The sequence below is a fragment of the Sinomonas sp. ASV322 genome (genome assembly GCF_030908245.1).
Lineage (GTDB): Bacteria > Actinomycetota > Actinomycetes > Actinomycetales > Micrococcaceae > Sinomonas.
Genome location: NZ_JAVFJJ010000012.1, coordinates 19131 through 42575, shown reverse-complemented (window position 1 = coordinate 42575; position 23445 = coordinate 19131). Strand labels below are relative to the sequence as shown.

The window sequence follows — 23445 nt, the reverse complement described above, 5'->3', positions numbered from 1 at the left end:
CGGTCAACTGGCGGTTAGACCGCGGCTGGTGGGCTTCGTCGGACTCGTCGGTGCCCTGCTCTTCGGGTTCTACTTCGGCGTTCCTGCGCTCTTCCCCCGCATGGAGGCGCTCGTGTACTCGTCCCGGCCGGTTACCAGCGAGGTCCTGGCGGTCGGGGCCCAGTATGAGCAGCTGGTCGTATTCGGCACCTGGCTACAGGCCACCGGCGCCACGCTGTGTGTCATCTTCTTCATCGGGTTGCTCTTCGTCTCCGCATCGACCGGCACCCTCCCCGCGTACATGGTTCTTCTCGGCTCGGCCCTGCTGGTCGCCCTGGTACTGATGGAGGGCGTGTTCACCCTCACCTGGGTGATCTCCTCCGAGGCCGGCGTCGTGGAGAGCGCTCGGGCCGGATACGATCTGATGTCGCGATTCATCCAGGTCTTCCCGCTGGTACCGGCGCCCGCGGTCTATCTGCCGCTGGGCGTGATCCTGCTGCGAAGGCGCATCCTGCCGACGTGGCTGGGTTGGATGGCGCTGGCTCTCGGCGCGGCATTCCTCCTCGTCGGCCTCCTCGAGGTATTCCTCCCTCTGGCGCAGGCCTTCGCGGCCGGACTCGCCGGCCTGCAGGACCTGTGGATCCTGACCGCGGCGATCATTCTGATCGCACGGCCGACGCGGAATCTGAGCGCTCCGCCCGCCTGACCGCTCATGGGGAGGGGCCAGTCTGGGCGCTCGGGCGGAGGCTAGATGACGGTGCGCGTTCCGTTCAGTTCGGCCTCGAAACAGCTTCCATCTGCTTGAGCATATATAAGCGATGACATACATTAGTGGCGTGACATCGACCACTGTCCTGGAAGCCATCGCCGAGCCGACTCGGCGACGAATCCTTGACGCCGTGCGCGTCGGCGAGCGCTCGGTCGGAGATCTCGTCGAGATCGTCGGAATGCACCAGCCCGGCGTCTCTCGGCACCTCAAGGTGCTGCGCGACGCCGGACTCGTCGACGTCCGACGCGAGGCGCAACGGCGGCTCTACCGACTTCGTCCAGGGCCCCTCATGGAGCTGGACGAGTGGCTGGAGCCTTACCGGCTGGAGTGGTCCAACCGACTCGACGCCCTGGAGCGCCATCTCGAACGCACTGCCACACCGATCACGGGCACCCGCCCAGCAGAGGAGAGGTCATGAGCCCCAGCCCCACCGGAACTATCGAACGCACCCCTGAGGGCGGTCAAGTTCGTTTCGAACGCTCCCTCGCCTTCCCGATCGACGAGGTGTGGGCGGCGATCACCGAGCCCGAGCGACTGGGCGATTGGTGGCCGCCGATGGCCGCTCAGATCACAGTCGACCTCCGCGAGGGCGGCAGGATCGTCTTCGGCTGGCCCGACACAGACTTCCCGACCATGGAATTCACGATCATGCGCCTCGATCCGCCGACGCTGCTCGAGCACACCCACACGAGCCCCGGCTCGTGGATGCGCTGGGAATTGGAGGCCATGGACGGGGGCACGCGGCTGCTTGCAACATATTCCGTGCCCGACATCGACATGGCGATCGAGCGTGGCGACCTCGTCGGCCTGCACTACTCGCTCGACCGCCTCGTGCCCGCCCTCGCCGGGAGCCCGGTCGGCTGGGACAATGACGCGTTCCAGGAGCTGATCGCCGCGTATGCGCAGATCGGCTCTGGCAGCCCACACGCCTGAGAGCAAATCACAAGAGATCGGCGCAGTCCGTGGCGAAGCTGATCGGCTACGCACGCGTTTCGACCCGGCAGCAGTCCACCGACCGGCAGCGGGCAGACCTCCTGGCCGCCGGCGTCCGCCGCTCCACCACACGGTGAGCTCCGCCGTCGTCGGCCTTGGCTCGACAGGCAAGAAGCCCCGGCCCCCTCTCGAGGGGACCGGGGCTTCTCCTTGGCGGTCAGGGCGAGGGTGGCAGGCTCACGAGAGCTTGCCGTATTCCTCGCTCACCGGCTGCGGGACATTCTTGTCGTCGAACTTGTAGATGCCGATGTACGCCTCCTGCGGGTCACCGTTCTTGGCGAACGAGACCGGGCCGGACTTGCCGAAGTAGTGGATGTCCTTACCCTGCCGGATGAGCGTCACGCAGCTCGCGAAGTCGGAGCACTTCTCGCTGCCGTGCGTGATCGCCACGAACTGCGCAGCAATGTCGGTTCCCTTCGTGCTCTTGGCCTTTTCGGCAGCGAGCGCGATGAGGTTGACCGCGTCCCACGACTCGCCAGCGTAGCTGTAGTCCTTGAGGCTCGGATCAATCGTCTTCAACTGGGCCTTGAACGCGTCCTTGGCGAATGTGCCCGGGATCGTGCCCCGAGCGCCCGTGAGCGTTCCGGGGTTGAGGTCCTTGCTGTAGTCGGACGTGTTGCCGTCCACGAAGAACATCTGCGTCGGCTTGACTCCCTTCGCCGCGAGCAGCGGGATGATCTGCTTCGCCTGGTCGAACGAGATGACGGCGATCGCATCGGGCTTGGCCGCGACGACCTTGTCGACCTGGCTGCTGAACTGCGAATCGCCCTCGTTGAAGAGCTCCTCGTCCACAACCTTGCCGCCGGCCGATTCGAAAGCCTTCTTGACGTTGTCGCGAAGGCCCGTGCCGTAGGCGTCATTGAGCACGACCATGCCGAGCGTCTGGGCGCCACACGAAGCCATGTAGTTGCCGAGGACTCGGCCCTGCAGGACGTCGGACGGTGCCGTGCGCCAGTACAGGCCCTTTGACGGCCACGTGCTGAAATCGGGCGAGGTGTTCGCGGGAGAGAACTGGACAACGCCCGCACCCGTGATCTGGTTGATGACGGTCTTGGACACGCCCGAGGAGGCCGCGCCGACAATCGCGCTGACTCCCTGGCCGAGGAGGTTCGTGACCGACTGGGTCGCGATATCCGTTGTCGTGTCACCCGAGTCGCGGTGGATCACCTCGATCGGATGGCCCAAAACACCGCCGGCGTCGTTGACCTGCTTGACGGCGAGGTTCACACCCGCGATTTCGGGCGGGCCAAGGAACGCGAGAGCACCGGTCTGCGGCAAGAGCGAGCCGAGCTTGAGCGGCGTTGGCGAGACGGTCGTGGCCTTGGGAACATCGCCCGGGGCGACGGTCGTCCCTACCGGGGATGCGCCAGCGCCGGCACCTGCACTCGGCGACGGGCACGCGATGGCACCCGGTGCCGGGCTCGAACTGCTGCCCGACGGTGTCCCCGACGTGCCCCCACACGCTGTTGCGAGCAAGGCCACCCCGACGCCAAGGACTGTGAGCTTGGCGACGCGGGGAATTGCATCATGACGTCGAATCATTCGATATCTCCTCCATCGAAGGGCGGGCCGCCCCAGATGCGATGGATCAGGTGATCCTGATCACAACGTCAGGCTAATCGAACGTTTAATGTCACAGAAGTGGTAGAGGTCACAGCCTTGTAACGGCTTTGTGACACTTTGTCGTGGCTTTCCTTCCGATCGCCCCGCGCCTAGGCTCGTCTCGACCGAAGCGCTCAACGGCGAAGGAAGGCCACCCCATGCCCGTGCAAATCACCCATATCCGCGTGGAAGGGCCCATTCCGGCCCACGAGTACGTCTCTGGCCTGTACTGGGTGGAAGACGGCACCGGGAAAACCGGGACAGCCACGAAAGCAGAAATGATCGAGTGGATCGCGCAGGGGAATACTGCATATGTGAGCGACGGGCAGACGGCCGCGATCATCCATGTGGTGCGGCCCGAAGGGGTTCAGCCCTTCCTGCGCACGCAGGCCGACGGCGACTGGTCGGACAACCTGCTCGCCCTGCCTCGGTTCTGAGCGGAGAGCCCGCGAACGACGCGCGGGCGGCCTGGGTATGGAGTCATCCCAGGCCGAGGAAGTCCCGCAGCATCTCGCAGTGCCTTGGCGCTGATGGTGGACAATCAGTTTTTGCTCTGAACGTTCGATTATCGACGAAAACGTACGGAAGTACCGATCTTGCCAATTATGTACATCATGGTTAGCATGCCGTACATGAGCGAAGTGACGATCACCGATGCCCGTGGGCGGCTCTCCTCACTGGTGGACGAGGCGCACCGGGCCCACGAGCCTGTGTACCTGACGCGCCGGGACCACGCCGTCGCAGCGATCGTCGACGCCGACCAGCTGCGCCAGCTCCTAGAGGACGCCGAAGAACTCGCGGACATCCGCGCCGTCGACGCGGCCTGGGAAGAGACCGAGCGCCTCAGCGAGACCCCGGTCCCATGGGAGGACGTCAAGCGGGACCTCGGCCTCGAGTGAGCCCCTACCGGGTCGAGGTCCTCCCCGCCGCCGTCCGCTCGATACGAAAGCTCCCGCCAGAGGCCAAGCGCCGGATCCAGGCCGCCGTCGAGCTCCTCGCTGAGGACCCGCGCCCGCCCGCGGCGAAGAAGCTCACCGGGCGCCCTGAATGGCGCATCCGCACCGGCGACTGCCGCATCCTCTACCGCATCCAGGACGACTTTCTCCTCGTGGTCGTCGTCGACGCCGGCCATCGCCGCGAAATCTATCGCTGAACCTCCCGATGCGTTCGAGGATCTGGGCCATCCGTGCACTGTGCCCCAGCAGGGACTCGAACCCTGACTTGGCGGATTTTAAGTCCGCTGCCTCTGCCGATTGGGCTACTGGGGCGCCCGGTCAGCCTATCTCCAGCCGAGCCGTCCCGGGACCACAGGTCCGGCTACAGCACACGCGATAGGGAGTTCGCTTAATAGGAATCATTCTCGTTATGCTGTCGGGGTCCGCACCCACAACTCCGATGGAGACTCATGCGTTTCTCTCCTTCCAGCATCGCCGTCGCCGCGACGCTTCCCATCGCTCTTCTGCTCGGCGGCTGCGCGAGCAACCGGGCTTCGGCGGAATCCACGTCCGTGACCAACAGTCGGCAATGGCTTCTGACCGCCGACACCTCCGAAAAGGCTCTCTATGTCAACAGTGTGGCCGACGGAAAGCGTACGGGCGTGCTCGACAACGTCCGACTCGGCGCTCACGCCGGCGCGATCCAACTAGGCGGCGGACGACTCGCGTTCGTCGACGAGTCGGTGCCCTGCCTCGACATCTTGGCGATCGACGACGGCGGAACGCCCAAGATCGAGCACAGCTACGTCATCCCGCCCGGGAACGAGAAGTGGGAGCGCGCCGGCTGGATCGCGACGGATCCGACCAAGCATTACATCGCCGTCGGCTCCGACTTCGATGGCTCGACCACTCAGCAGGTGACGCTCGTCGACCTGACTCGCAACGCCCACTGGACCGTCCCGCTGCACATCAACGAAGTGACCCTGGCCACCACCGGGAAGACCGGAACCGAGGAAATGCACACGTTCCTCGCCGGCGACCCACTCCGGCTCGTTGTCACGTCCGGCGGACGACTCGACGCATACCTCGTCTCGGACATCACGAGCGGGAACCCCGCGCCGGTCCCCTACGGCTCCACCGCACTTGGCGCATACCCGCACGGGCCTCTCGCAACTGCCAAGGGCGACCGGATCGCCTCGACTCTGCGCACGGGAATCGCGAGTGTTGCCCTGACGTCGGACGGATTCGGGGAATCATCGACGACCGACTATCCGGCGGGGCACGCTCAGAACTATCGGCCCCGCATCGCGCCAGACGGAACAACCTATCTGGGCACCCAGGCGGGAGTCGTCCCCAAGGAGACCAGCTGGGACCGCACGCCTGCGTACCTGCTGTCAGGATCGATGGCTGGCGGACCTGCCGCAACGGTTGCACTCGGCGAAGGGATCTTTGCGCGAGCATCCGTCAGCAGCCACTTTGCCGCAACGTCGATGGCGGAAAGCAGCGGGGACAGTCTGGTACTGGTGGCACGAAACGAGAAGACGGGCTTCTTCGACGGCCGGGTGTCCAAGATCAAGTTGACTCCGCTCGCGGCCGGACCGGTCGTGGGACAAGACGCCAAGAAGGCGGAGGCTCGATTCGTTGCGGCGACGGATGACGGCTTGTCGGTGTTCGTCACACGCGGCGGAGAAGGGAAGGTGACGCAAGTTGACACTGCCAGCTCACGCGAGCGGAGGACCATCGACTACCCGACCAAGCTCACGGGCGGCGGCTACATCACGGTCGTCGACGCGGCCGTAGACGGCTACGATCTCAACGGCCGCTGACCTCTTAGTGCGGGCGGGCTGCTCGACAGGGTTCGGGTCCCGCAGATCGATGAACGAGCGACGGCGGCCGCCTCCCGGAGGAGGCGACCGCCGTTGCGCTGTGGTCCGGTAGGACTACTGAGCCGGGACCTTGGCCGGCTCGACCGGCGGCGCCGGGGTCTGCGGCTTCGGGCTCGCGGCGGCAATGAACGCGGCACGCGGGTTGTCGAGGTTCTCGAGCGGCGTGTTGTCGCGGCCGGCGAACAGGGCCGAGAGCCAATCGAGGCCCACGCGGAACTTGCGCTCGACGGTCGGGATCGCGAGGCCGTGGTAGCCGCGGTGAGCAACCCACGCGAGCGGGCCGCGAAGGCCGATGTGGCCCACGATGTTGATGTTCGCGACACCCTTCCACGGGCCGAAGCCCGCGACGGCGCCGAGGTTCTTGTGCCGGTAGTCCTCGAGGGGGCGGTCCCAGCGGGAGGCCCAGAGGTTCTTCGCGAGGACCTTGGCCTGGCGCAGAGCGTGCTGGGCGTTCGGGACGCACGTTCCGTCCGGGAGGCCCTTGCCCGTGAGGTCCGGGACAGCCGCGACGTCACCGGCGGCCCACGCGTTCTCGACGATGCCCTCGTCGCCGGCGACGCGGAGGTCCGGGAGCACGCGGACGCGGCCGCGAGGCTCGAGCGGGAAATCGGTCGACCGGACGAGCGGGTTGGCCTGGACGCCCGCGCACCAGATGAGGGTGTCCGCGGCGAACTCCTGGGCCGGGGACTTGTCCGGCATGTTGATGAGCTTGAGCGTGCCCTCCGCGTTCGCGAGCGACGTGTTGAGGAGAACCTCGATCCCACGGCTCTGGAGGTGCTCGACGACCCACTCAGCCTGCTCGGGCGTGACCTCGGGCATGATGCGGCCCATGGCCTCGACGAGGACGAAGCGGACGTCTTCCTGCTTGACGCGGTCGTTCTTCGCAACCGTCGAGCGCGCGAGGTCCTCGAGCTCCGTGATCGTCTCGATGCCCGCGAAGCCCCCGCCGACGACGACGAACGTGAGGGCGGCCTCGCGCTCGGCCGGATCGGCGGCCGTCGAGGCGAACTCGATGCGCTCGAGCACCTGGTTGCGGAGGGCGATGGCCTCCTCGATCGTCTTGTTGCCGATGCCCTTCTCGGCGAGGCCAGGGATCGGGAAGGTGCGCGTGATCGCGCCCGCCGCCACGACGATGTCGACGTACGGGATTTCGACGGTGCCCTCGTTGCCCGGTAGCTGGACCGTGGCGGAGCGGTTGGCGTGGTCGACGGCGACGATCGAACCCTGGATGACCTCGGCCTGGGGCAGGGTCCGGCGCAGGGGAACGACGACGTGGCGGGCCTCGATGTTGCCGCCGGCCACCTCGGGGAGGAACGGCTGGTAGGTCATGTACGGCATCGGGTCGACGACGGTGACGATACCGCCGGCCTGGGCGATCTTCTTCTGCAGCCCGAGAGCCACGTAGAGACCAACGTAACCGCCGCCGGCGACGAGAACGCGCGGGCGGTCGACAAGCTCAATGGAGGAAGGCATATTCCTACTGTAGCAACTTGTGAAAACTTTCACTAGCTCTCTTCGGGACTCGATTCCTCCATGACGTCGGACTTGGTCTCGCCGCCGTCGTCGGCCTCCGGTACCGCCGCCCTTCGAAGCCTGAGGACGTGCCATGTCCCTCCCCCGAGGATCGCGAGGATGAGCGCGCCGAACCCGAGCACGACGACGGCGGGCCACGGGTTCGCGTCGGCCGACGCCACCGGCGCCGGGGCCGTGGCTTCGGGAAGGGGAGCGTCCTCGGCCGGGGCCTTGGCGGGGCCTGTCGGGCTCGGGGCCGCGGTTGCCGGGGCCGAGCGGCGGTGCACGCGGATCCAGTCCGCGATCGAGCCCAAGGGGTTCGCCGTCGCCTCGGGCACGTTGGCCGTGAGGGCGGCGCCGGCGTCGAGGATCCCGTAGCCGTAGATCGGATCGTGCCCGTGCGCCCCGGCGTCCTTGGCCGTCGAGATGATCCGGTTGATGACCTGCTTCGCGCTCATCTGCGGCCACTTCGCGCGGATGAGGGCCGCGACGCCGGCCACGATCGGCGTGGCCCCCGACGATCCCTCCCACTGGGCGTAGCTTCCATCCGGGAGACCGCCGAGGAGCTGCTCCGCGGGGGCCGAGACCCCGATGCTCACTCCCTGCGAGGACGCGTCGACGCTCGCGTGCTCGTGCCTGTCAAGCCCCGCCACAGTGAGCACGCCCGGAATGGTGGCGGGCGCCCCGACCTGGACGTTCCCAGCGGCGCGATTGCCCGCGGCCGCGACGATGACGACGTCCTTCTGTTCGGCGTACAGGAACGCGTCGTCCCAGCTCGTGGGCCAGTCCGGGGACGAGCTCCCGAGGGACATGTTGATGACCTTTGCGCCGTGGTCCACGGCCCAGCGCACCGCGGCGGGAATCTGGTCCGAGTCCGGGCGGCCGGCCGGATTCGGCGAGCCGAGCCACGTCGAGACCGTCAGGAGCTGAGCCTGCGGCGCGACGCCCACGATCCCGTCCGAGCCGGCTGACCCGCTCGCGACCGGGGACCCGTCGGGATTGTGCCCCCGCCCGGCCAGGACCGTCGCGACGAGCGTCCCGTGGACGGGCTCGGAGCCGAGCGGTCTCTGGCCGTCCGCCTGCCCCGCGCCCGAGACGTCCGATCCGCCCGCTATTGTGCCCTTGAGGTCCGCGATGCTCCCGTTCACGCCGCTGTCGATGACGGCGACCGTGACGCCGGCCCCCTTCGAGACGTCCCAGGCCTTCTGGATCCCGTACTCCGAGAGCCAGTACTCGCCGTCGCGGATGCTGTCGGCGTGCGCCGGCGCACTGGGCACCAGGAGCGTCAGGCCGACGAGGCCCAGGCACCCGAAGGCCGCGACGACGACAACAAGGAGCTTTGTGGCGCGACGGAGCACGCGTTCCCTGACCGGCATGCCTCAGCCCGCGGCGTGGCCGAGCGTACTCAGCGCGATGCCGTCGAGGATGTCGTGCTCGCTCGTGGTCGCCATGGCAACCCGGCCGCCCGTGATCTCTGCCATCCGTTCGAGGATGCGTCGCCACACGAGCGCGCCCGCCCCGATGACGTCGGCCCGGCCGGGATGCATGTACGGGAGCGCGGCCCGCTCGCTGCGGCTCAGTCCGATGAGCGACCAGCACGCCGCCTCGATCTTCGCGAGCGACAGCTCGGCGCCGTGGATCCGGTCCGGCTCGTAGGCGGGCAGGGCGAGGGCGTGCGCCGTGATCGTCGTAATCGAGCCGGCGACGCCGATGACCGCCGTCGCCTGGTCGAGCGGCACCTCGGCGAGAGCTTCCTCGAAGCCGCGGTCGACGTCGTCCTGCGCCTCGGCGATTTCGGCCGCCGTCGGCGGATCGCTGAGCAGGTGCCGCTCGGTGAGGCGCACGGCTCCCATGTCGATCGAGCGCGCGGCGATGACCCCGTCGGCGTCGCCCAGAACGAACTCGGTGCTCCCTCCCCCGAGGTCGACGACGACGACGGGCCGTCCCGCTTCGAGCGGAAGGACGCTCGCGGCGCCGGCAAAGCTCAGCGCCGCCTCCTCGACGCCCGCCACGACCTCTGGCTCGACGCCGAGGCGGGCCCTGATCCCGTCGACGAACTCGCTGCGGTTCTTCGCATCGCGCGTCGCGCTCGTCGCGACGAAGCGCACCCGTTCGGCACCGAGCTCGCGGATGATCGCCGCATAGTCTTCGACCGCGGCGAACGTCCGTTCAAGCGCCTCGGGGGCCAGCATCCCGGTCGCGTCCACGCCTTGGCCCAGACGGACGATCCGCATCTCGCGGTGCACGTCGGTCAGGCGCGCGTGGCCCGCCCCGGCCTCATCCACGCCCGCCGCATCGGCCACGAGCAGACGGATCGAATTCGTTCCGCAGTCGATCCCAGCAACCCTCATACGTCCTCCCCCTTGGTGTACTCCCCCTCGTCCCCGCCAGCCGCGCCAGCCCCCTTCCGGACCGGTGCGGGCCGGCCCGTCATCGCAGGGAGCCCCTGCGGGCCGTGTCGGCTCAGCTCACGGCTCGGCGTCGGCGACTCGGTGTCCCACGCGCCCGTGCACATGCAGCGGCCACGGGTCCACCATGCGGAGATGAGCTCGATGGCCTCGTCGCCGAGCGGGTTGACGCCGGGACCCATCGCGAGGGACTGGCCGACGAGGACGTGGAGGCATTTGACCCGCTCCGGCATGCCGCCCGCCGAGACGCCGTCGATCTCGGGCACCGGACCCGTCCCGGCTCGCTCGCCGATGCGTGCGCGCTCCGAGAGATACGCCTCGTGCGCGGACCGATATGCCTTGGCCAGCTCCGGATCCTCGGCGAGGCGCGCGTTCATCTCGTTCATCGTGCCCCCCGCCTCGAGCCGCGAGACCGCGGACGTGATGACGGGGTGCGTGAGATAGAACGTCGTCGGGAACGGCGTGCCGTTCGAGAGCCGGGGTGCCGTCGCCGCGACGAGCGGATTGCCGCACACACAACGCGCGGAGATCTCGACGACGTCCCGCACCGGCCGGCCGAGCTGGCGGCTGATGACCTCGAGGTCGGCGGGCGTGGGCGCGCTGCTGGCCGGCTCGCCCGCGGCGGGGTTCGGGCCGTGGCTGGGGTCGGTCACGATGTCCTTTCTCACGCGACGCCGGGTCGCCTAGTCCGTCGCAGCGCGGCGCACCGAGTCCCACAGGGACTGCGTCCACGGGACGCTCGACGACGCCTTGCCCGGCGAGGTGCCGGTCGCACCGCTCGAGGCGGACGACGACGCGGAGTCGCCGAAGACCCAATACGAGGTCTCACCCGGCATCACCATGTTAATGCGGTCCCTCGCCTGCTGCTGGATGAACGCCGGATCCTGCCACCGGGAGATGAGCGACTTGAGGTTCGCCTGATCGCTCTGCTTCGCCGCGATATCGGCCTGGATGGTCTGGATCTCCGAACGCTGGCTCAGGAAGACGCGCACGGTCGGCGCGAGCATGACGGTCACCGCGACGAGGACGAGGACGAGTGCAACGATCCGCCCCGAGAAGGCCCGCGCCGGGACGGGCGCGGCGTCGGCGTGATCGCGCGCTGCCGCTCCGGCCTTCGCCGTCGTCGCGGGCGACGGCGCGGATCTCGCCACGCCGCTCAGGGTCGGCTTGGCCGCGTGCTTCGGTTCGAGAGCCGGCTTCGGGACCGCCGCAACGGCCTGCCTCGCCTCGGGTGCCGGATGCGGCCGCGCGGGCGTGCCCGTGCCCCGGGAGGCCCGGGGTACCTGGGGGCGTCGCGTGGCCATGGGAATCCTTTCGCCCGAGGGCAGGGCATAAGCCTGTGGCGGCTATGGTCTCGTTCAACCATAGCCGCCACTGAGGTGAATCCCCGCGAGGCACCTGCCGTTCAAGGGTCACATCCCGTCGGTGCATCGCGCTCCAAGGGTCACGTGCCCCGCTGGTGAAACCCGCGGGACGTGACCCCTGAACGGACGCGCACCCGCGGGACGTGACCCCTGGACGGGTGTCAGGCCTTGAAGCGCGGGAACGCGCTGCGCCCTGCGTAGCGGGCAGCGTCGTCGAGCTCTTCCTCGATGCGCAGGAGCTGGTTGTACTTCGCGACGCGCTCCGAGCGGGCCGGGGCACCGGTCTTGATCTGGCCGGCGTTGGTCGCGACCGCGATGTCCGCGATCGTCGTGTCCTCCGTCTCGCCCGAGCGGTGCGAGGTGATGGTCGTGTAGCCCGCGCGCTGGGCGAGGGACACGGCGTCGAGCGTCTCGGTGAGCGAGCCGATCTGGTTGACCTTGACGAGGAGCGAGTTCGCGGTCTTCGCGTCGATGCCCTGCTGGAGGCGGGCGGGGTTGGTCACGAAGAGGTCGTCGCCCACGAGCTGGACCGCGTCGCCGATCTCGTCGGTGAGGATCTTCCAGCCCTCCCAGTCGTTCTCGTCGAGCGGGTCCTCGATCGAGACCAGCGGGAAGTCGCGGACGAGCTCGGCGTAGTAGGCGCTCATCTCGGCGGCGCTGCGGGCCTGGCCCTCGAACTGGTACGCGCCGTCCTTGAAGAACTCGGAGGACGCTACATCCAGGGCCAAAGCCACGTCCTTGCCGGGCTCGTAGCCGGCCTTCTGGATGGCCTCGGTGATGAGCTCGAGGGCAGCACGGTTCGAGGGGAGGTTCGGCGCGAAGCCGCCCTCGTCGCCGAGGCCGGTCGCGAGGCCGCGCTCGTTGAGGACCTTCTTGAGCGCGTGGTAGACCTCGACGCCCCAGCGGAGGCCCTCGGAGAAGGTGTCGGCGCCGAGCGGGACGACCATGAATTCCTGGATGTCGACGTCGGAGTCCGCGTGCGAACCGCCGTTGAGGATGTTCATGAGCGGGACCGGGAGGACATGCGCGTTCGGGCCGCCGAGGTACTTGTAGAGCGGGAGGTTGGACGAGTCCGCGGCCGCGTTCGCGACAGCGAGCGAGACGCCGAGGATCGCGTTGGCACCGAGGTTGCCCTTGTTCGGGGTGCCGTCGAGGTCGATCATCGCCTGGTCGATCGCGCGCTGGTCGGTCGCGTCAAAGCCCTGGAGGGCCGGCGCGATCTGGTCGATGACAGCCTCGACGGCCTGCAGGACGCCCTTGCCCAGGTAACGGCCCTTGTCGCCGTCGCGGCGCTCCACGGCCTCGAACTCGCCGGTCGACGCGCCCGAGGGGACAGCGGCGCGGCCAAGCGAGCCGTCGCTCAGAAGAACCTCGACCTCGACCGTGGGGTTGCCGCGGGAGTCAAGGATCTCGCGGGCGTGGATGGCATCGATAAGGGCCATGGATGAACTCCTTGCAGGATGGAACGGAGCGATCACGGATTGTTGCTCGTGGATGACCTCGTTGTCACGCACAGCCTAGTGGGCGCGAGGGGGCGGCGCGACACTGTGACTATCGCTACGCGGGGAGGCGGCGCACGGCCGACCGGAGGGCCCGCTCGGCGTCGAGGCCCTTCGAGCGCGCGACGCGGACGACGGCGAGCAGCAGCTCCCCGAGGTCGTCCTCCGTCGCGAACTCCGCCGAGATCGGGCCCAGTGACGCCGAGGTCGGGCCCAGTGACGCCGAGGTCGGGCCCAGTGACGCCGACGTCGGGCCATCGAGCGCACGACGGCGCTCGGCGCGCCCAAGTGCCTTGTCCGCGAGCGCAAGCGCCGGGAGGTGGCGCGGCAGGCCCTCGACGGCGTCCGATGCTTCCCCTCCGGCCGGGGCCAGGTGCGAGGGCAGCACGTCGTCCCGCGCCGCACTCGCCGCGAGTGCCTCCTTCTCCTCGCGTTTCGCGGCGTCCCACGAGGCGATGATCTCCTCGACGGTCGCGGGGAAGCTCAGCTGCAGGCCGCCGTCGGCCGTGAAGACGTGCCGGTTGCGCCGGACCATCTTCGCGGTGAGCGCTTCGGCGACGGCGTCGAAGTCGAACGCGCCCCGCTCACGCGCGATCTCGGAGTGAAGCACGACTTGGAGGAGCACGTCCGCGAGCTCGCCCTTCAGCTCGCCCTCGGGCTGCTCGTCCTCGATGGCCTCGACGAGCTCGTAGGACTCCTCGACGAGGTACTCGACGAGCGAGGCGTGGGTGAGCGCCGCCGTCCACAGGCAGTGCTCCCGCAGAAGGCGGACAACCTCGACGAGGCGGTCGACCGCGGCGCTCACCTTGGTTCGCTTCCCTGGCGCTGCCGCTACTCGCCGAGGTTCGCGTAGGCCTCGTTGATGTACTCGACCAGGTCCTCGCGGTCCTCGAGGGGCAAGAACGCCGCCTCGGCCGCGTTGAGGGTGAGGTCGAGGAGGTCGTCGAGGTCGTAGTCGAAGGCCTCGACGAGCAGCTCGAACTCGTCCGTGAGCGTCACGCCGCTCATGAGCCGGTTGTCCGTGTTGACCGTGACGTTGAAGCCGAGCTCGTTGAGCATGTCGATCGGATGGTCGAGGATGTCCTCGCCCCACTGGGAGATCGCGCCGGTCTGGAGGTTCGACGACGGGCAGATCTCGAGGGCGATGCCGCGGTCGCGGACCCACGCGGCGAGCTCGCCGAGCGTCACGTCGAGGATCGGCACGCCGTCCTCGTCCACCTCTCCGGACTCCTCGACCTCGATGTCCTCCGCGATCCGGACGCCGTGTCCGAGGCGCAGGGCGCGGCCGTCGACGAGGGCGGACTGGATGCTCTCAAGGCCCGCGGCCTCGCCCGCGTGGACGGTCGCCGGGAAGTTGTTGCGGGCCAGATACGTGAAGGCGTCCGCGAAGCGCGACGCCGGGAAGCCGTCCTCGGCGCCCGCGATGTCGAAGCCCACTGCCCCGCGACCGCGGTGGCGGACGGCGAGCTCGGCGATCTCCTGGGCACGGTCGGCATGGCGCATCGCCGTGATGAGCTGCCCGACGGCGATGACGCGGCCGGACTCCTCGACCTTCGCGATGCCCTCTTCGAGGCCCGCCTGCACGGCCTCGACGGCCTGATCGAGAGAGAGGCCCTTCGTGAGGTGCTGCTCGGGCGCCCATCGCACCTCGCCGTAGACGACGCCGTCGTCCGCGAGGTCCTCGACGAATTCGCGCGCGATCCGGCGCAGCGCGGGCTCGGTCTGCATGACCGCGATCGTGTGGTCGAACGTCTCGAGGTAGCGCGGAAGCGAACCGGAGTCCGCGGACTCGCGGAACCATTCTCCGAGCGCCACTGGGTCGGTCGAGGGGAGCTCGTGGCCGATTTCGGCCGCGAGCTCGATGATCGTGGCGGGGCGCAGCCCGCCATCGAGGTGGTCATGGAGGGAGACCTTGGGCAGGGCCCGGAGGTCGAAGGTCAGATCGGGTGCGTCATCGACGAACGGCTCAGTCACGGTCCAACTCTAGAGAAGGGCCACGGTGCACACCAGCCGAGCTCTCCTCGTGGCGCGGATGCGGGGCGTAGTCGTCTGCCTCGACCTCTTCCGGGTGCTGGCTGAGATGCGCCCGGTGGGCCACCGCAGCGCGCACGGCCGCCCGCTCGGCATCCTTCGCGTCGCGCCAGCGGTGGAACACCGTGATCGAGTGGTCGAGGACCACGCCGAGGACGAGCGCGAAGGCGACGGCGACGACGACGCTCAGGAGCGGGTTCTTGTGCAGCCACGGGAAGGAGCTCGCGAGCAGCCCCACTCCGAGGGAGTACCCGACCCACGCGACACACGCGAACGCGTCGAGCCAGAAGAACGTGCGGTGGCGGAACCGAGTCGAACCCGCGACGTAGTTGACGGCGACGCGGCCCCACGGGATGTAGCGCGCCGTGAAGATGAGGACGGCGCCGCGCTTGTCGAGCTCGTGGCGCGCCCAGCCGAAGACCTTCTGCACCCTGGGCCGGCGCATCCACTTCCAGCGGTCCGTGCCGATCCGGCGCCCCAAGAGGTACGCCATGTTGTCCCCCGCCATCGCGCCCGCGAGAGCCGTGAGCCCGAGGATCCAGAGGTTCGGCTGGCCGGTGTGGCGCCAGTAGGCCGCGAGCGCAACGATGAGCGTCTCGCTCGGGACGAGCATCGCGAAGCCATCGACGAAGAAGAACCCGAGAAGAATCGGGTAGATCCACCACTGCCCGGCGGCATGCAGAATCCAGTGGTCGATGACTTCCAGCATGCGGACGGTGCTCCTTGAAAGAGGTGGCTCCCCGGAAGAGTGGGCCTTATCCAGTGTCGCACGCCGCTAGACGCGGGGCCATCCGCCCGCAGACGCAGAACGACATCTGGGTATCAGCCCTGAGAACTACGTGGCACCGCGCTCTCTAGCCTCAGTGGTGCGCCGAGATCTAGGCGATCCGATCGATCACGAGCTGCTGCGCCGGACGGGAGCCCGCCGGGGCGATCATCGCGGCGCCCTCGAGCGCCTCCTTGGCGCGATCGAAGCGCTCGGGGGTATCGGTCAGGAGCGTCATGAGCGGCTCACCCGCCCGGACGACAGCGCCCGGCTTGGCATGCAGGCGCACGCCCGCGGCGGCCTGGACAGGGTCCTCCTTGCGGGCGCGCCCGGCACCGAGGCGCCACGCTGCGACGCCCACCTTGAGGGCGTCGAGCTCGACGAGGACGCCATCCGCGGGGGCGTAGACCATCTCGGACTCCTTCGCGACGGGAAGCGGGGCGTCGGGGTCCCCGCCCTGAGCCGCGATCATGCGCCTCCAGACGTCCATCGCGCGGCCGTCTTGGAGCGCTTGGCGCGGATCGGCGTCGTGCACTCCCGCGCACCCGAGCATCTCCTCGGCGAGGCGCACCGTGAGCTCGACGACGTCCTCGGGGCCGCCGCCCGCGAGCACCTCGACCGACTCCTCGACCTCGATCGCGTTGCCGGCGGTGAGGCCGAGCGGGGTCGCCATGTTCGTCAAGAGCGCAACGGTCGTGACGCCGGCATCCTTGCCGAGCGCGACCATCGTCTCGGCGAGCTCTCGAGCCTGCGCGGCGTCCTTCATGAATGCGCCCGAGCCGACCTTGACGTCGAGCACGAGCGAGTCCGTGCCCTCGGCGATCTTCTTGCTCATGATCGAGGACGCGATGAGCGGAATGGCCTCGACCGTGCCCGTGACGTCGCGCAGGGCGTAGAGCTTCTTGTCCGCGGGCGCGAGGCCGCTCCCTGCGGCGCAGATGACGGCGCCCACGTCGGCCAGCTGGGCCATCATCTCCACGTTCGTGATCGACGCGCGCCAGCCGGGGATCGACTCGAGCTTGTCGAGCGTGCCGCCCGTGTGGCCGAGCCCGCGGCCCGAGAGCTGCGGGACCGCCACGCCGAAGACGGCGACGAGCGGCGCGAGCGGAAGCGTGATCTTGTCCCCGACGCCTCCCGTCGAATGCTTGTCCGCCGTCGGCCGCGCGCGCCCGTCGCGCCCTCGGAGGCCGGCGAAGTCGAGCCGCTCCCCGGACGCGATCATCGCGGAGGTCCAGCGCGCGGTCTCGCGGTGCGTCATGCCGTTGAGCAGGATCGCCATGGCGAGCGCGGCCATCTGCTCGTCCGCGACGGCGCCGCGGGTGTACGCGTCGATGACCCAATCGATCTGGGCGTCGGCGAGCTCGCGCCGGTCCCGCTTGGCGCGGATGACGTCGACGGCATCGAATTCCTCAGCCACGGTGTTTCCCTCCGATGGATGTCGCGGGTTCAGTCGGTTTCGAGATTCTCGGGGCCGAAGGCGTCGGGAAGCACCTCGTCCATCGTCCGCACGCCGCGCGTCGTCATGAGCTGCATCCCGGGCGCGCGGAATTCATAGAGGAGCTGGCGGCAGCGTCCGCACGGCATGAGCGCATCGCCGTTGCCGTCGACGCACGCGAACGCCCGGATGCGGCCGCCGCCCGTGAGCTGGATCTGGCCCACGAGCGTGCACTCGGCGCACAGCGTGAGGCCGTACGAGGCGTTCTCGACGTTGCACCCGGACACGGTCCGCCCGTCCTCGAGGAGCGCGGCCGCCCCGACGGGGAAACGCGAGTACGGCGCATAGGCCCGCAGCATCGCCTCGCGCGCGAGCGCCGCGAGCGCGTCCCAGTCGACGGTCTCCCCCGACACCGGCGCGTCAGCCCTTGACATACGGGATGCCCTCCATGGCCGGCGGGCGCGATCGGCCGACGAGGCCCGCGACCGCGAACACGGTCACGACGTACGGAAGCATGGCCATGAACTGGCTCGGCAGGGGCGAGCCGATGATCGTGATGACGCTCTGGAGGTTGTCGGCGAAGCCGAACAGAAGCGACGCGAGGAACGCCCCGATCGGATTCCAGCGCCCGAAGATGAGCGCCGCGAGCGCGATGTAGCCACGGCCGGCGGACATCTCCTTGCTGAACGCGTCCACCGCGACGAGCGTGAAGAACGAGCCCCCGATCCCGGCGATGGCGCCGCCGAGGATCGTGTTCCAGAACCGGGTCCGGTTGACGTTGACGCCGAGCGTGTCCGCCGCCTGCGGATGCTCGCCGACCGCGCGCACCCGCAGGCCCCACTTGGTGTGGAACAGGCCCACGTACACGACGATCACGGCGATGTACATGAGGTAGCCCACGAGCGACTGACGGAACAGGATCGGGCCGATGAGCGGAACGTCGGCGAGCACGGGGATCTCGATGCTGCCGAGGTGGGGCGGCTTGTTGAGGCCCTCGGGATTCGCCGTGAGCAGCGTCGAGAAGAGGAAGTTCGTGAGCCCGACGACGAGGACGTTGAGCACGACGCCGACGATGATCTGGTTCACGAGGTACTTGATGCTCACGACCGCGAGGACGAGGGACACCAGTGCGCCGGCGACGGCGGCCGCGATTAGCCCCGCGTACACGCTTCCCGTCACGGTCGCGCCGACGGCCGCGCTGAACGCGCCCATGAGGAGCTGGCCCTCGATCGCGATGTTCACGATGCCCGAGCGCTCGCACAGCACGCCCGAGAGCGAGCCGAAGACAAGGGGAACCGCGAGCGTCACCGCGCCGGCCAGAAGCCCCGCGAGGGAGATGTACGGCGTCGCGTCGCGGCCGCCCGCGACGATCCACACGAGAAAGCCGACGAGGAACGCGATCGCGAACGCGGCGACGCCCCAGCGCGGGAGCTTGTGGCCGCGCGGCGCGAGCCACGCCGACCAGCCGGCGAGGGCGAGCATCACGACGGCGGAGAGCCAGCCGATGAGCCGGGCGCCGAGCGTGATGACGGTGACTCCCGCGACGCCGAGGACCGCGAGCACGAAGACGACGACGGCGGCAGCGAGAGCGGGCGGGATCCACCCGGCGGGGCCGTGGCCCGCCCGGCGGGCCCGGAACCACGCGTAGCTGAGCCATGCGGCGGCCAGGATCGCGACGGCGAGCGCGAGCCACGCCGCAACGGCGGAGGCCCCTCGCCCCGTGTCGACAAGCCCGAACGCCGCGCTCTTCCCGCCCGAGAACACGCCGAACATGACGGTCCCGACGACCGCGAGAATCCCGAGGCCGATCGGTGCTTTCCAGCTCACGAGGGGCGCAAGGACTTCCTCGGGCGCCTCGTCCGGGCGCGTCGTCGCCGTCGTCGCCGTGCTCATGATCCTGCTCCGCTCGTGCTCATGACGCCGCTCCGCTAGTACTCATGGGTGCTTTCGCTCTTGGAGGCTCTTTGGCCTTCTTGGGCCGTCTGGGATTGAGGCCGAACACGGCCCGGACGAGCGGCGGCGCCGCGATGAACAGGACGATGAGCGACTGGATGACCAGGACGATGTCGATCGGAGTCTGGGTCACGGCCTGCATCGAGACGCCGCCCGCGCGGAACGCACCGAAGAGCAGGCCCGCAAAGAGCGTGCCCCACGGCGTCGAGCGCCCGAGCAGCGCGACAGTAATCGCATCGAAGCCGATCGATGCGGCCACGCCGCCGGAAAGGTACTTCTCGGTGCCCGCCACCTGAGCGATGCCGGACAGCCCGGCGAGCGCTCCCGCGAGGGCCATGACAAGAACCGTCGCGCGGCCCACGTTGACGCCCGCCGTGCGCGCGGCGTTCGGGTTGGCGCCGACGGCCCGGAACTCGAAGCCGATCGTCGAGCGGTTGAGGATCCACCACACGCCCCACGTGACGAGGATCGCGAGGATGAAGCCGGCGTGGATGCGGAATTGGGGGCCGAGCAGCGCGGGGAAGAGCGCATCCTCGTCGAGGAACGGCGAGATGGGATTGGTCGAGCCCTTGCGCTGGAACGCGGGCGTCGTGAGGAGGAAGAGCAGGAGGAAGCTCGCGACGTAGTTGAACATGATCGTCACGATGACCTCGTGGGCGCCCGTGCGGGCCTTGAGGAAACCGACGAGGCCGCCCCAGAGCCCGCCTCCGACAATGCCGGCGAGGATCACGACGAGCAGGTGGAGTCCCGGCGGCAGGTGCCACGTGAAGCCGACATACGCCCCGAGGAGCGCGCCGAAGATGAGCTGCCCCTGGGCACCGATGTTGAACAGGCCCGCGCGGAACGCCAGCGCGACGCCGAGGCCCGCGAAGATCAGCGGCGTCGAGACTGTGAACGTCTCCACGAGCGGATAGATCTGGGCCGTGAAGTCGGCGCCCTCCCAGTTGAAGATCGAGCCTTGGACGAGCGCGGCGTACGGACGGAAGATCTCGGCGATCGTGTCTCCGGGCCGGCCGAAGAAGTAGCCGGCTGCCGTTGCGACCTTGGGGTTGGTGACCGCCATGAGGATGCCGCCGATCACGATCGCGAGCACGACCGAGAGGAGCGAGACCATGGGAGTGCCCGTCACGATGCGCCGCAAGAGCGTCGCGCCCGCCGGGGCGCTCGGCGTGGGCTGCGACGGCCCGGTCGGCAGCGGAGCTTGGGCCGTTTCGGGTACCTGCTGGGCCTCAGCCATGGGTGTCTCCTGAATCGCTGTCATCGGTGACCACGTCGATGCCGAAGCTGCTCGCCGCGCGGTGAGCCCCGTCGTCGTCCGCTCCGGCTGCCCCGGTGCCAGCTGCCACCGGCGCCTCGTGCGCCGCCGCCTCCTCGGCGGTCATCCCGGCCATCATGAGACCGAGCATGTCCCGCGGTGTGCCTCCCGGGACGATGCCCATGAGCCGGCCGCGGTAGAGGACCGCGATGCGATCGGCGAGTTCCATGATCTCGTCGAGCTCGGTCGAGACGATCATGACGGGCGTCCCGTTGTCGCGCTCGGCGATGATGCGGCGGTGGAGGAACTCGATCGACCCGACGTCGACGCCTCGCGTCGGCTGCGAGGCGATGAAGAGCCGAAGCGGACGCGAAAGCTCTCGGGCCATGACGACCTTCTGCTGGTTGCCGCCGGAGAGGGTCGACGCCGGGACGTCGGCCGAGGGTGTGCGGATGTCGAACTCGGCGATCTTCTCGGCCGCCTGGGTCGCGACGCGCGACGGGCGCATCCCGAGCCCCCGCGCGAACGGCGCGCGGTCGTAGAGGTCGAGCACGAGGTTCTCCGCGACGGTGAACGCGCCCACGAGGCCATCGTGCGAGCGGTCCTCGGGCACGAAGCCGACGCCCGCGCCGAGCACGTCCTTGACCGACCGGCCGAGCAGTTCGTTGCCGTCGAGGGTCACCGACCCGCTCGCGTGCTTATAGAGGCCGAGGATCGCCTCGGTGAGCTCCGTCTGTCCGTTGCCCTGAACGCCGGCGACGGCGAGGATCTCGCCCTGCGCGATATCGAACGTCACGCCGTCGACGACGCGCTGGCCGTTGGGCGCGGCGACCGTGAGGTCGCGCACCGCAAACGTCGTGTCCTTCGGCTCCGCGGGCGCCTTGTTGAGGGTCAGGCTCACGGGCCGTCCCACCATCATCGACGCGAGGTCGGCGGGAGCGGCCGACGGCGGGGCGTCGCCGACGACCTTGCCGCGCCGGATCACCGTGATGACGTCGGCGACGGCCTTGACCTCGCGGAGCTTGTGGGAGATGAAGATGATCGACTTCCCCGAGGCCTTGAGCTCGCCGATGATCTCCAGGAGCTCGTCGGTCTCCTGCGGCGTGAGGACCGCAGTGGGCTCGTCGAGGATGAGGATGCGCGCATCGCGGACGAGCGCCTTGATGATCTCGACGCGCTGCTGAACGCCGACGGGGAGATCCTCGACGAGCGCGTCAGGATCGACGTCGAACCCGTAGCGCTTCGAGATATCGCGGATCTTGGCGCGCGTCGCATCGAGATCGAGGAAGCCCGCCGCCTTGGTGGCCTCGGCGCCGAGCGCGACGTTCTCCGCGACGGTGAAGACCGGGACGAGCATGAAGTGCTGGTGGACCATGCCGATGCCGGCCGCCATCGCGTCCGAAGGACCCCGGAACGCAACAGGCTTGTCATCGACGAGGATCTCGCCCTCGCTCGGCTCGTAGAGGCCGTAGAGGACGTTCATGAGGGTCGACTTCCCGGCGCCGTTCTCCCCCAGGAGGCAATGCACCTGGGAGTCTTCGACGACGAGGTCGATGTGGTCGTTGGCAACGAGCGCACCGAAGCGCTTGGTGATGCCGCGCAGTTCGAGTTTCATCGGAATCTGAGTTTCATTCGAGGGATCCGATCAGCTTCGCCGGGTCGGGCCGGGTGTCCACAATGCGGCGCCGCCCGCCCGAGGCGGGCGGGCGGCGCTGCACAGCGTGCCCTGAGGGCCAGACTACCGGTCCAGCGAAGGGATCGGGTCTGGGACGCTACTTCTTCGGGCTCGACTGAGAGGTCACCTGGACGGTGCCCGAGATGATGTCCTTCTTGAGCTGGTCGAGCTCGCCCTTGAGATCCGCCGGAACCGCGGAGTCAAGGTCGTGGAACGGCGCGAGCGCGACGCCGCCGTTCTCGAGGGTGCCGATGTACGGGGCCGAGTCGAACTTGCCGTCCTTGTCGTCCTTGAGGACCGCCTCGACAGCCTTGGTCATGGTCTTCTGGACCGAGCTCAGGATGACCGACTTGTAGTCGGGAGCGGTGAGGTAGCCGTCCGAGTCGACCCAGAGGAGCTTGCCGCTCGCGCCCGTCTTGTTGGCGTCGAGGATCGCCGAGCCGGCGCCCTGCCCGACGGGGCCGGCAACGGGAAGCACGATGTCAGCGCCCTGCTGGAGGAAGCCCTGCGTGAGGACCTTGCCCTTGTCGATCGACTTGAAGTCGCCGACGAACACGCCGTCCTGCTTGTCCTTGTCCCAGCCGAGGACCTGAACGCTCTTGCCCTTCTTCTGGTTGTAGTACTTCACGCCGTCCGCGAAGCCGTCCATGAAGATGGTCACGGTCGGGAGCTTGATGCCGCCGAACGTCGCGACCTTGCCGGTCTTCGAGACACCCGCGGCGAGGTAGCCGGCGAGGAACGCCGCCTGAGCCGTGTCATAGACGATCGGCTTGACGTTCTTCGGGAAGGTCGGGTCGTTGTAGTCGATGATCGCGAAGTGGCTGTTGGGATTCGCCGTCGCGATGCTCTTCGTCGCGTCGCCGAGCAGGAAGCCGACCGTCACCGTGAGCTTGCAGCCGGCCGAGACCATCGAGCGGAGGTTCGGGTCGTAGTCGGTGTCCGCCTTGGACTGGACGTGCTTCTCCTGGATCCCAAGGTCCTTGACAGCGGCCTGGAGGCCCTCGAAGCCGGACTGGTTGAAGGACTTGTCATCGAAGCCGCCCGAGTCGGAGACCATGCAGCCGAGGTAGTTCGAGGTGGTCGCCGAGGTGCCGCCCGAGGATCCGCCAGAGGGCGGTGGGGCGCCGCAGGCGCTCAGGATGAGTGCCGAAGCACCGAGCGCGGCAACGCCGGCAAGGCTGCGAGTAGCGAGCCGGTCACGAAGCGAGGTCACATGTTCCTCCACAGAAGCGCGAACGACGCCCAGGCCGGATCAAAGGGCGCGGGCGGTACCGCAGGCCGCACGGTACAGGAGAACCATAGAGGGAAACATCACTTTCAGATAGGGTGCGACCCGCGCGTGAGGGCATTGTTCGCTATTCGTTACCGGCGGGTACCCGCCCG

At 68.7% G+C, this 23445-nt stretch carries 23 protein-coding genes, 1 tRNA gene and 1 pseudogene; 8 read left to right on the top strand and 17 right to left on the bottom strand.

Annotation, left to right across the window (positions count from 1 at the left end; translation table 11 throughout):
• Positions 1–28: 28 nt before the first annotated feature.
• The 4 genes and pseudogenes from RBS12_RS15145 to RBS12_RS15130 form a co-directional block, all read left to right on the top strand.
• Positions 29–685, top strand: coding sequence for a hypothetical protein (locus RBS12_RS15145; protein WP_307966962.1), 657 nt, complete (start codon positions 29–31; stop codon positions 683–685).
• A 130-nt stretch (positions 686–815) separates the two neighbouring features.
• Positions 816–1166: a metalloregulator ArsR/SmtB family transcription factor gene (locus RBS12_RS15140; protein ID WP_307966961.1), complete on the top strand. Its 351-nt coding sequence runs from the start codon at positions 816–818 to the stop codon at positions 1164–1166.
• Complete coding sequence (locus RBS12_RS15135) at positions 1163–1681, top strand: SRPBCC family protein (protein ID WP_307966960.1); 519 nt, start codon at positions 1163–1165, stop codon at positions 1679–1681. The genes RBS12_RS15140 and RBS12_RS15135 overlap by 4 nt, the downstream gene beginning before the upstream one ends.
• Positions 1682–1710: 29 nt before the next feature.
• Positions 1711–1803: pseudogene (locus RBS12_RS15130) on the top strand (recombinase family protein); the annotation flags it as partial.
• Positions 1804–1918: 115 nt separating this feature from the next.
• Here the strand turns inward: RBS12_RS15130 and RBS12_RS15125 are convergent.
• On the bottom strand, positions 1919–3283 hold the full coding sequence (locus RBS12_RS15125; RefSeq protein ID WP_307966959.1) for an ABC transporter substrate-binding protein: 1365 nt from the start codon (positions 3281–3283) through the stop codon (positions 1919–1921).
• Between the two features lie 218 nt (positions 3284–3501).
• Between RBS12_RS15125 and RBS12_RS15120 the strand changes: the two genes are divergently transcribed.
• From RBS12_RS15120 to RBS12_RS15110, 3 genes are all read left to right on the top strand, one after another.
• Complete coding sequence (locus tag RBS12_RS15120; RefSeq protein ID WP_307966958.1) at positions 3502–3780, top strand: DUF3892 domain-containing protein; 279 nt, start codon at positions 3502–3504, stop codon at positions 3778–3780.
• 195 nt (positions 3781–3975) lie between these two features.
• A complete protein-coding gene (locus RBS12_RS15115) occupies positions 3976–4242 on the top strand; it encodes a type II toxin-antitoxin system Phd/YefM family antitoxin (RefSeq protein ID WP_307966957.1) in 267 nt (88 codons plus the stop codon).
• A complete protein-coding gene (locus RBS12_RS15110; protein WP_373886533.1) occupies positions 4206–4496 on the top strand; it encodes a type II toxin-antitoxin system RelE/ParE family toxin in 291 nt (96 codons plus the stop codon). Before RBS12_RS15115 ends, RBS12_RS15110 begins: the two co-directional genes overlap by 37 nt.
• A gap of 41 nt (positions 4497–4537) precedes the next feature.
• On the opposite strand, the gene RBS12_RS15105 is transcribed toward RBS12_RS15110, so the two are convergent.
• Positions 4538–4611: transfer RNA gene (locus RBS12_RS15105), tRNA-Leu, on the bottom strand.
• A 137-nt stretch (positions 4612–4748) separates the two neighbouring features.
• On the opposite strand from RBS12_RS15105, the gene RBS12_RS15100 reads away from it, so the two are divergent.
• On the top strand, positions 4749–6104 hold the full coding sequence (locus RBS12_RS15100) for a hypothetical protein (RefSeq protein WP_307966955.1): 1356 nt from the start codon (positions 4749–4751) through the stop codon (positions 6102–6104).
• 114 nt (positions 6105–6218) lie between these two features.
• Here the strand turns inward: RBS12_RS15100 and RBS12_RS15095 are convergent, their stop codons facing one another.
• From RBS12_RS15095 to RBS12_RS15025, 15 genes are all read right to left on the bottom strand, one after another.
• A complete protein-coding gene (locus RBS12_RS15095; protein ID WP_307966954.1) occupies positions 6219–7637 on the bottom strand; it encodes an NAD(P)/FAD-dependent oxidoreductase in 1419 nt (472 codons plus the stop codon).
• Between the two features lie 32 nt (positions 7638–7669).
• Positions 7670–9052: a S8 family serine peptidase gene (locus RBS12_RS15090; protein WP_307966953.1), complete on the bottom strand. Its 1383-nt coding sequence runs from the start codon at positions 9050–9052 to the stop codon at positions 7670–7672.
• Between the two features lie 3 nt (positions 9053–9055).
• Positions 9056–10027 carry a Ppx/GppA phosphatase family protein gene (locus RBS12_RS15085; RefSeq protein ID WP_307966952.1) on the bottom strand — a complete coding sequence of 324 codons (972 nt, stop codon included), beginning with the start codon at positions 10025–10027 and terminating at the stop codon, positions 9056–9058.
• Entirely contained in the window at positions 10024–10737 is a 714-nt protein-coding gene (locus tag RBS12_RS15080; RefSeq protein WP_373886532.1) for a DUF501 domain-containing protein, read from the bottom strand. Before RBS12_RS15080 ends, RBS12_RS15085 begins: the two co-directional genes overlap by 4 nt.
• 30 nt (positions 10738–10767) lie before the next feature.
• Complete coding sequence (locus RBS12_RS15075) at positions 10768–11388, bottom strand: septum formation initiator family protein (RefSeq protein WP_307966951.1); 621 nt, start codon at positions 11386–11388, stop codon at positions 10768–10770.
• A gap of 221 nt (positions 11389–11609) precedes the next feature.
• A complete protein-coding gene (gene eno, locus RBS12_RS15070; protein WP_307966950.1) occupies positions 11610–12890 on the bottom strand; it encodes a phosphopyruvate hydratase in 1281 nt (426 codons plus the stop codon).
• Positions 12891–13005: 115 nt separating this feature from the next.
• Complete coding sequence (locus RBS12_RS15065) at positions 13006–13752, bottom strand: MazG nucleotide pyrophosphohydrolase domain-containing protein (protein WP_307966949.1); 747 nt, start codon at positions 13750–13752, stop codon at positions 13006–13008.
• A gap of 26 nt (positions 13753–13778) precedes the next feature.
• Positions 13779–14921 (bottom strand): adenosine deaminase, encoded by a 1143-nt coding sequence (locus RBS12_RS15060; protein WP_307966948.1) that lies wholly within the window; start codon positions 14919–14921, stop codon positions 13779–13781.
• A complete protein-coding gene (locus tag RBS12_RS15055; RefSeq protein ID WP_373886531.1) occupies positions 14914–15687 on the bottom strand; it encodes a DedA family protein in 774 nt (257 codons plus the stop codon). The genes RBS12_RS15060 and RBS12_RS15055 overlap by 8 nt, the downstream gene beginning before the upstream one ends.
• A gap of 169 nt (positions 15688–15856) precedes the next feature.
• Entirely contained in the window at positions 15857–17161 is a 1305-nt protein-coding gene (locus RBS12_RS15050) for a thymidine phosphorylase (RefSeq protein ID WP_307966947.1), read from the bottom strand.
• Between the two features lie 29 nt (positions 17162–17190).
• Positions 17191–17613 (bottom strand): cytidine deaminase, encoded by a 423-nt coding sequence (locus RBS12_RS15045; protein ID WP_307966946.1) that lies wholly within the window; start codon positions 17611–17613, stop codon positions 17191–17193.
• Positions 17600–19072 (bottom strand): ABC transporter permease, encoded by a 1473-nt coding sequence (locus RBS12_RS15040; protein WP_307966945.1) that lies wholly within the window; start codon positions 19070–19072, stop codon positions 17600–17602. Before RBS12_RS15040 ends, RBS12_RS15045 begins: the two co-directional genes overlap by 14 nt.
• 19 nt (positions 19073–19091) lie before the next feature.
• Positions 19092–20369 carry an ABC transporter permease gene (locus RBS12_RS15035; RefSeq protein ID WP_307966944.1) on the bottom strand — a complete coding sequence of 426 codons (1278 nt, stop codon included), beginning with the start codon at positions 20367–20369 and terminating at the stop codon, positions 19092–19094.
• Positions 20362–22002, bottom strand: a complete 1641-nt coding sequence (locus RBS12_RS15030; RefSeq protein WP_307966943.1) for an ABC transporter ATP-binding protein — start codon at positions 22000–22002, stop codon at positions 20362–20364. The genes RBS12_RS15035 and RBS12_RS15030 overlap by 8 nt, the downstream gene beginning before the upstream one ends.
• 157 nt (positions 22003–22159) lie before the next feature.
• The gene (locus tag RBS12_RS15025; RefSeq protein ID WP_307966941.1) at positions 22160–23275 is read right to left on the bottom strand and encodes a BMP family ABC transporter substrate-binding protein; all 1116 of its coding nucleotides are present in this window, start codon (positions 23273–23275) and stop codon (positions 22160–22162) included.
• Positions 23276–23445: the final 170 nt, after the last annotated feature.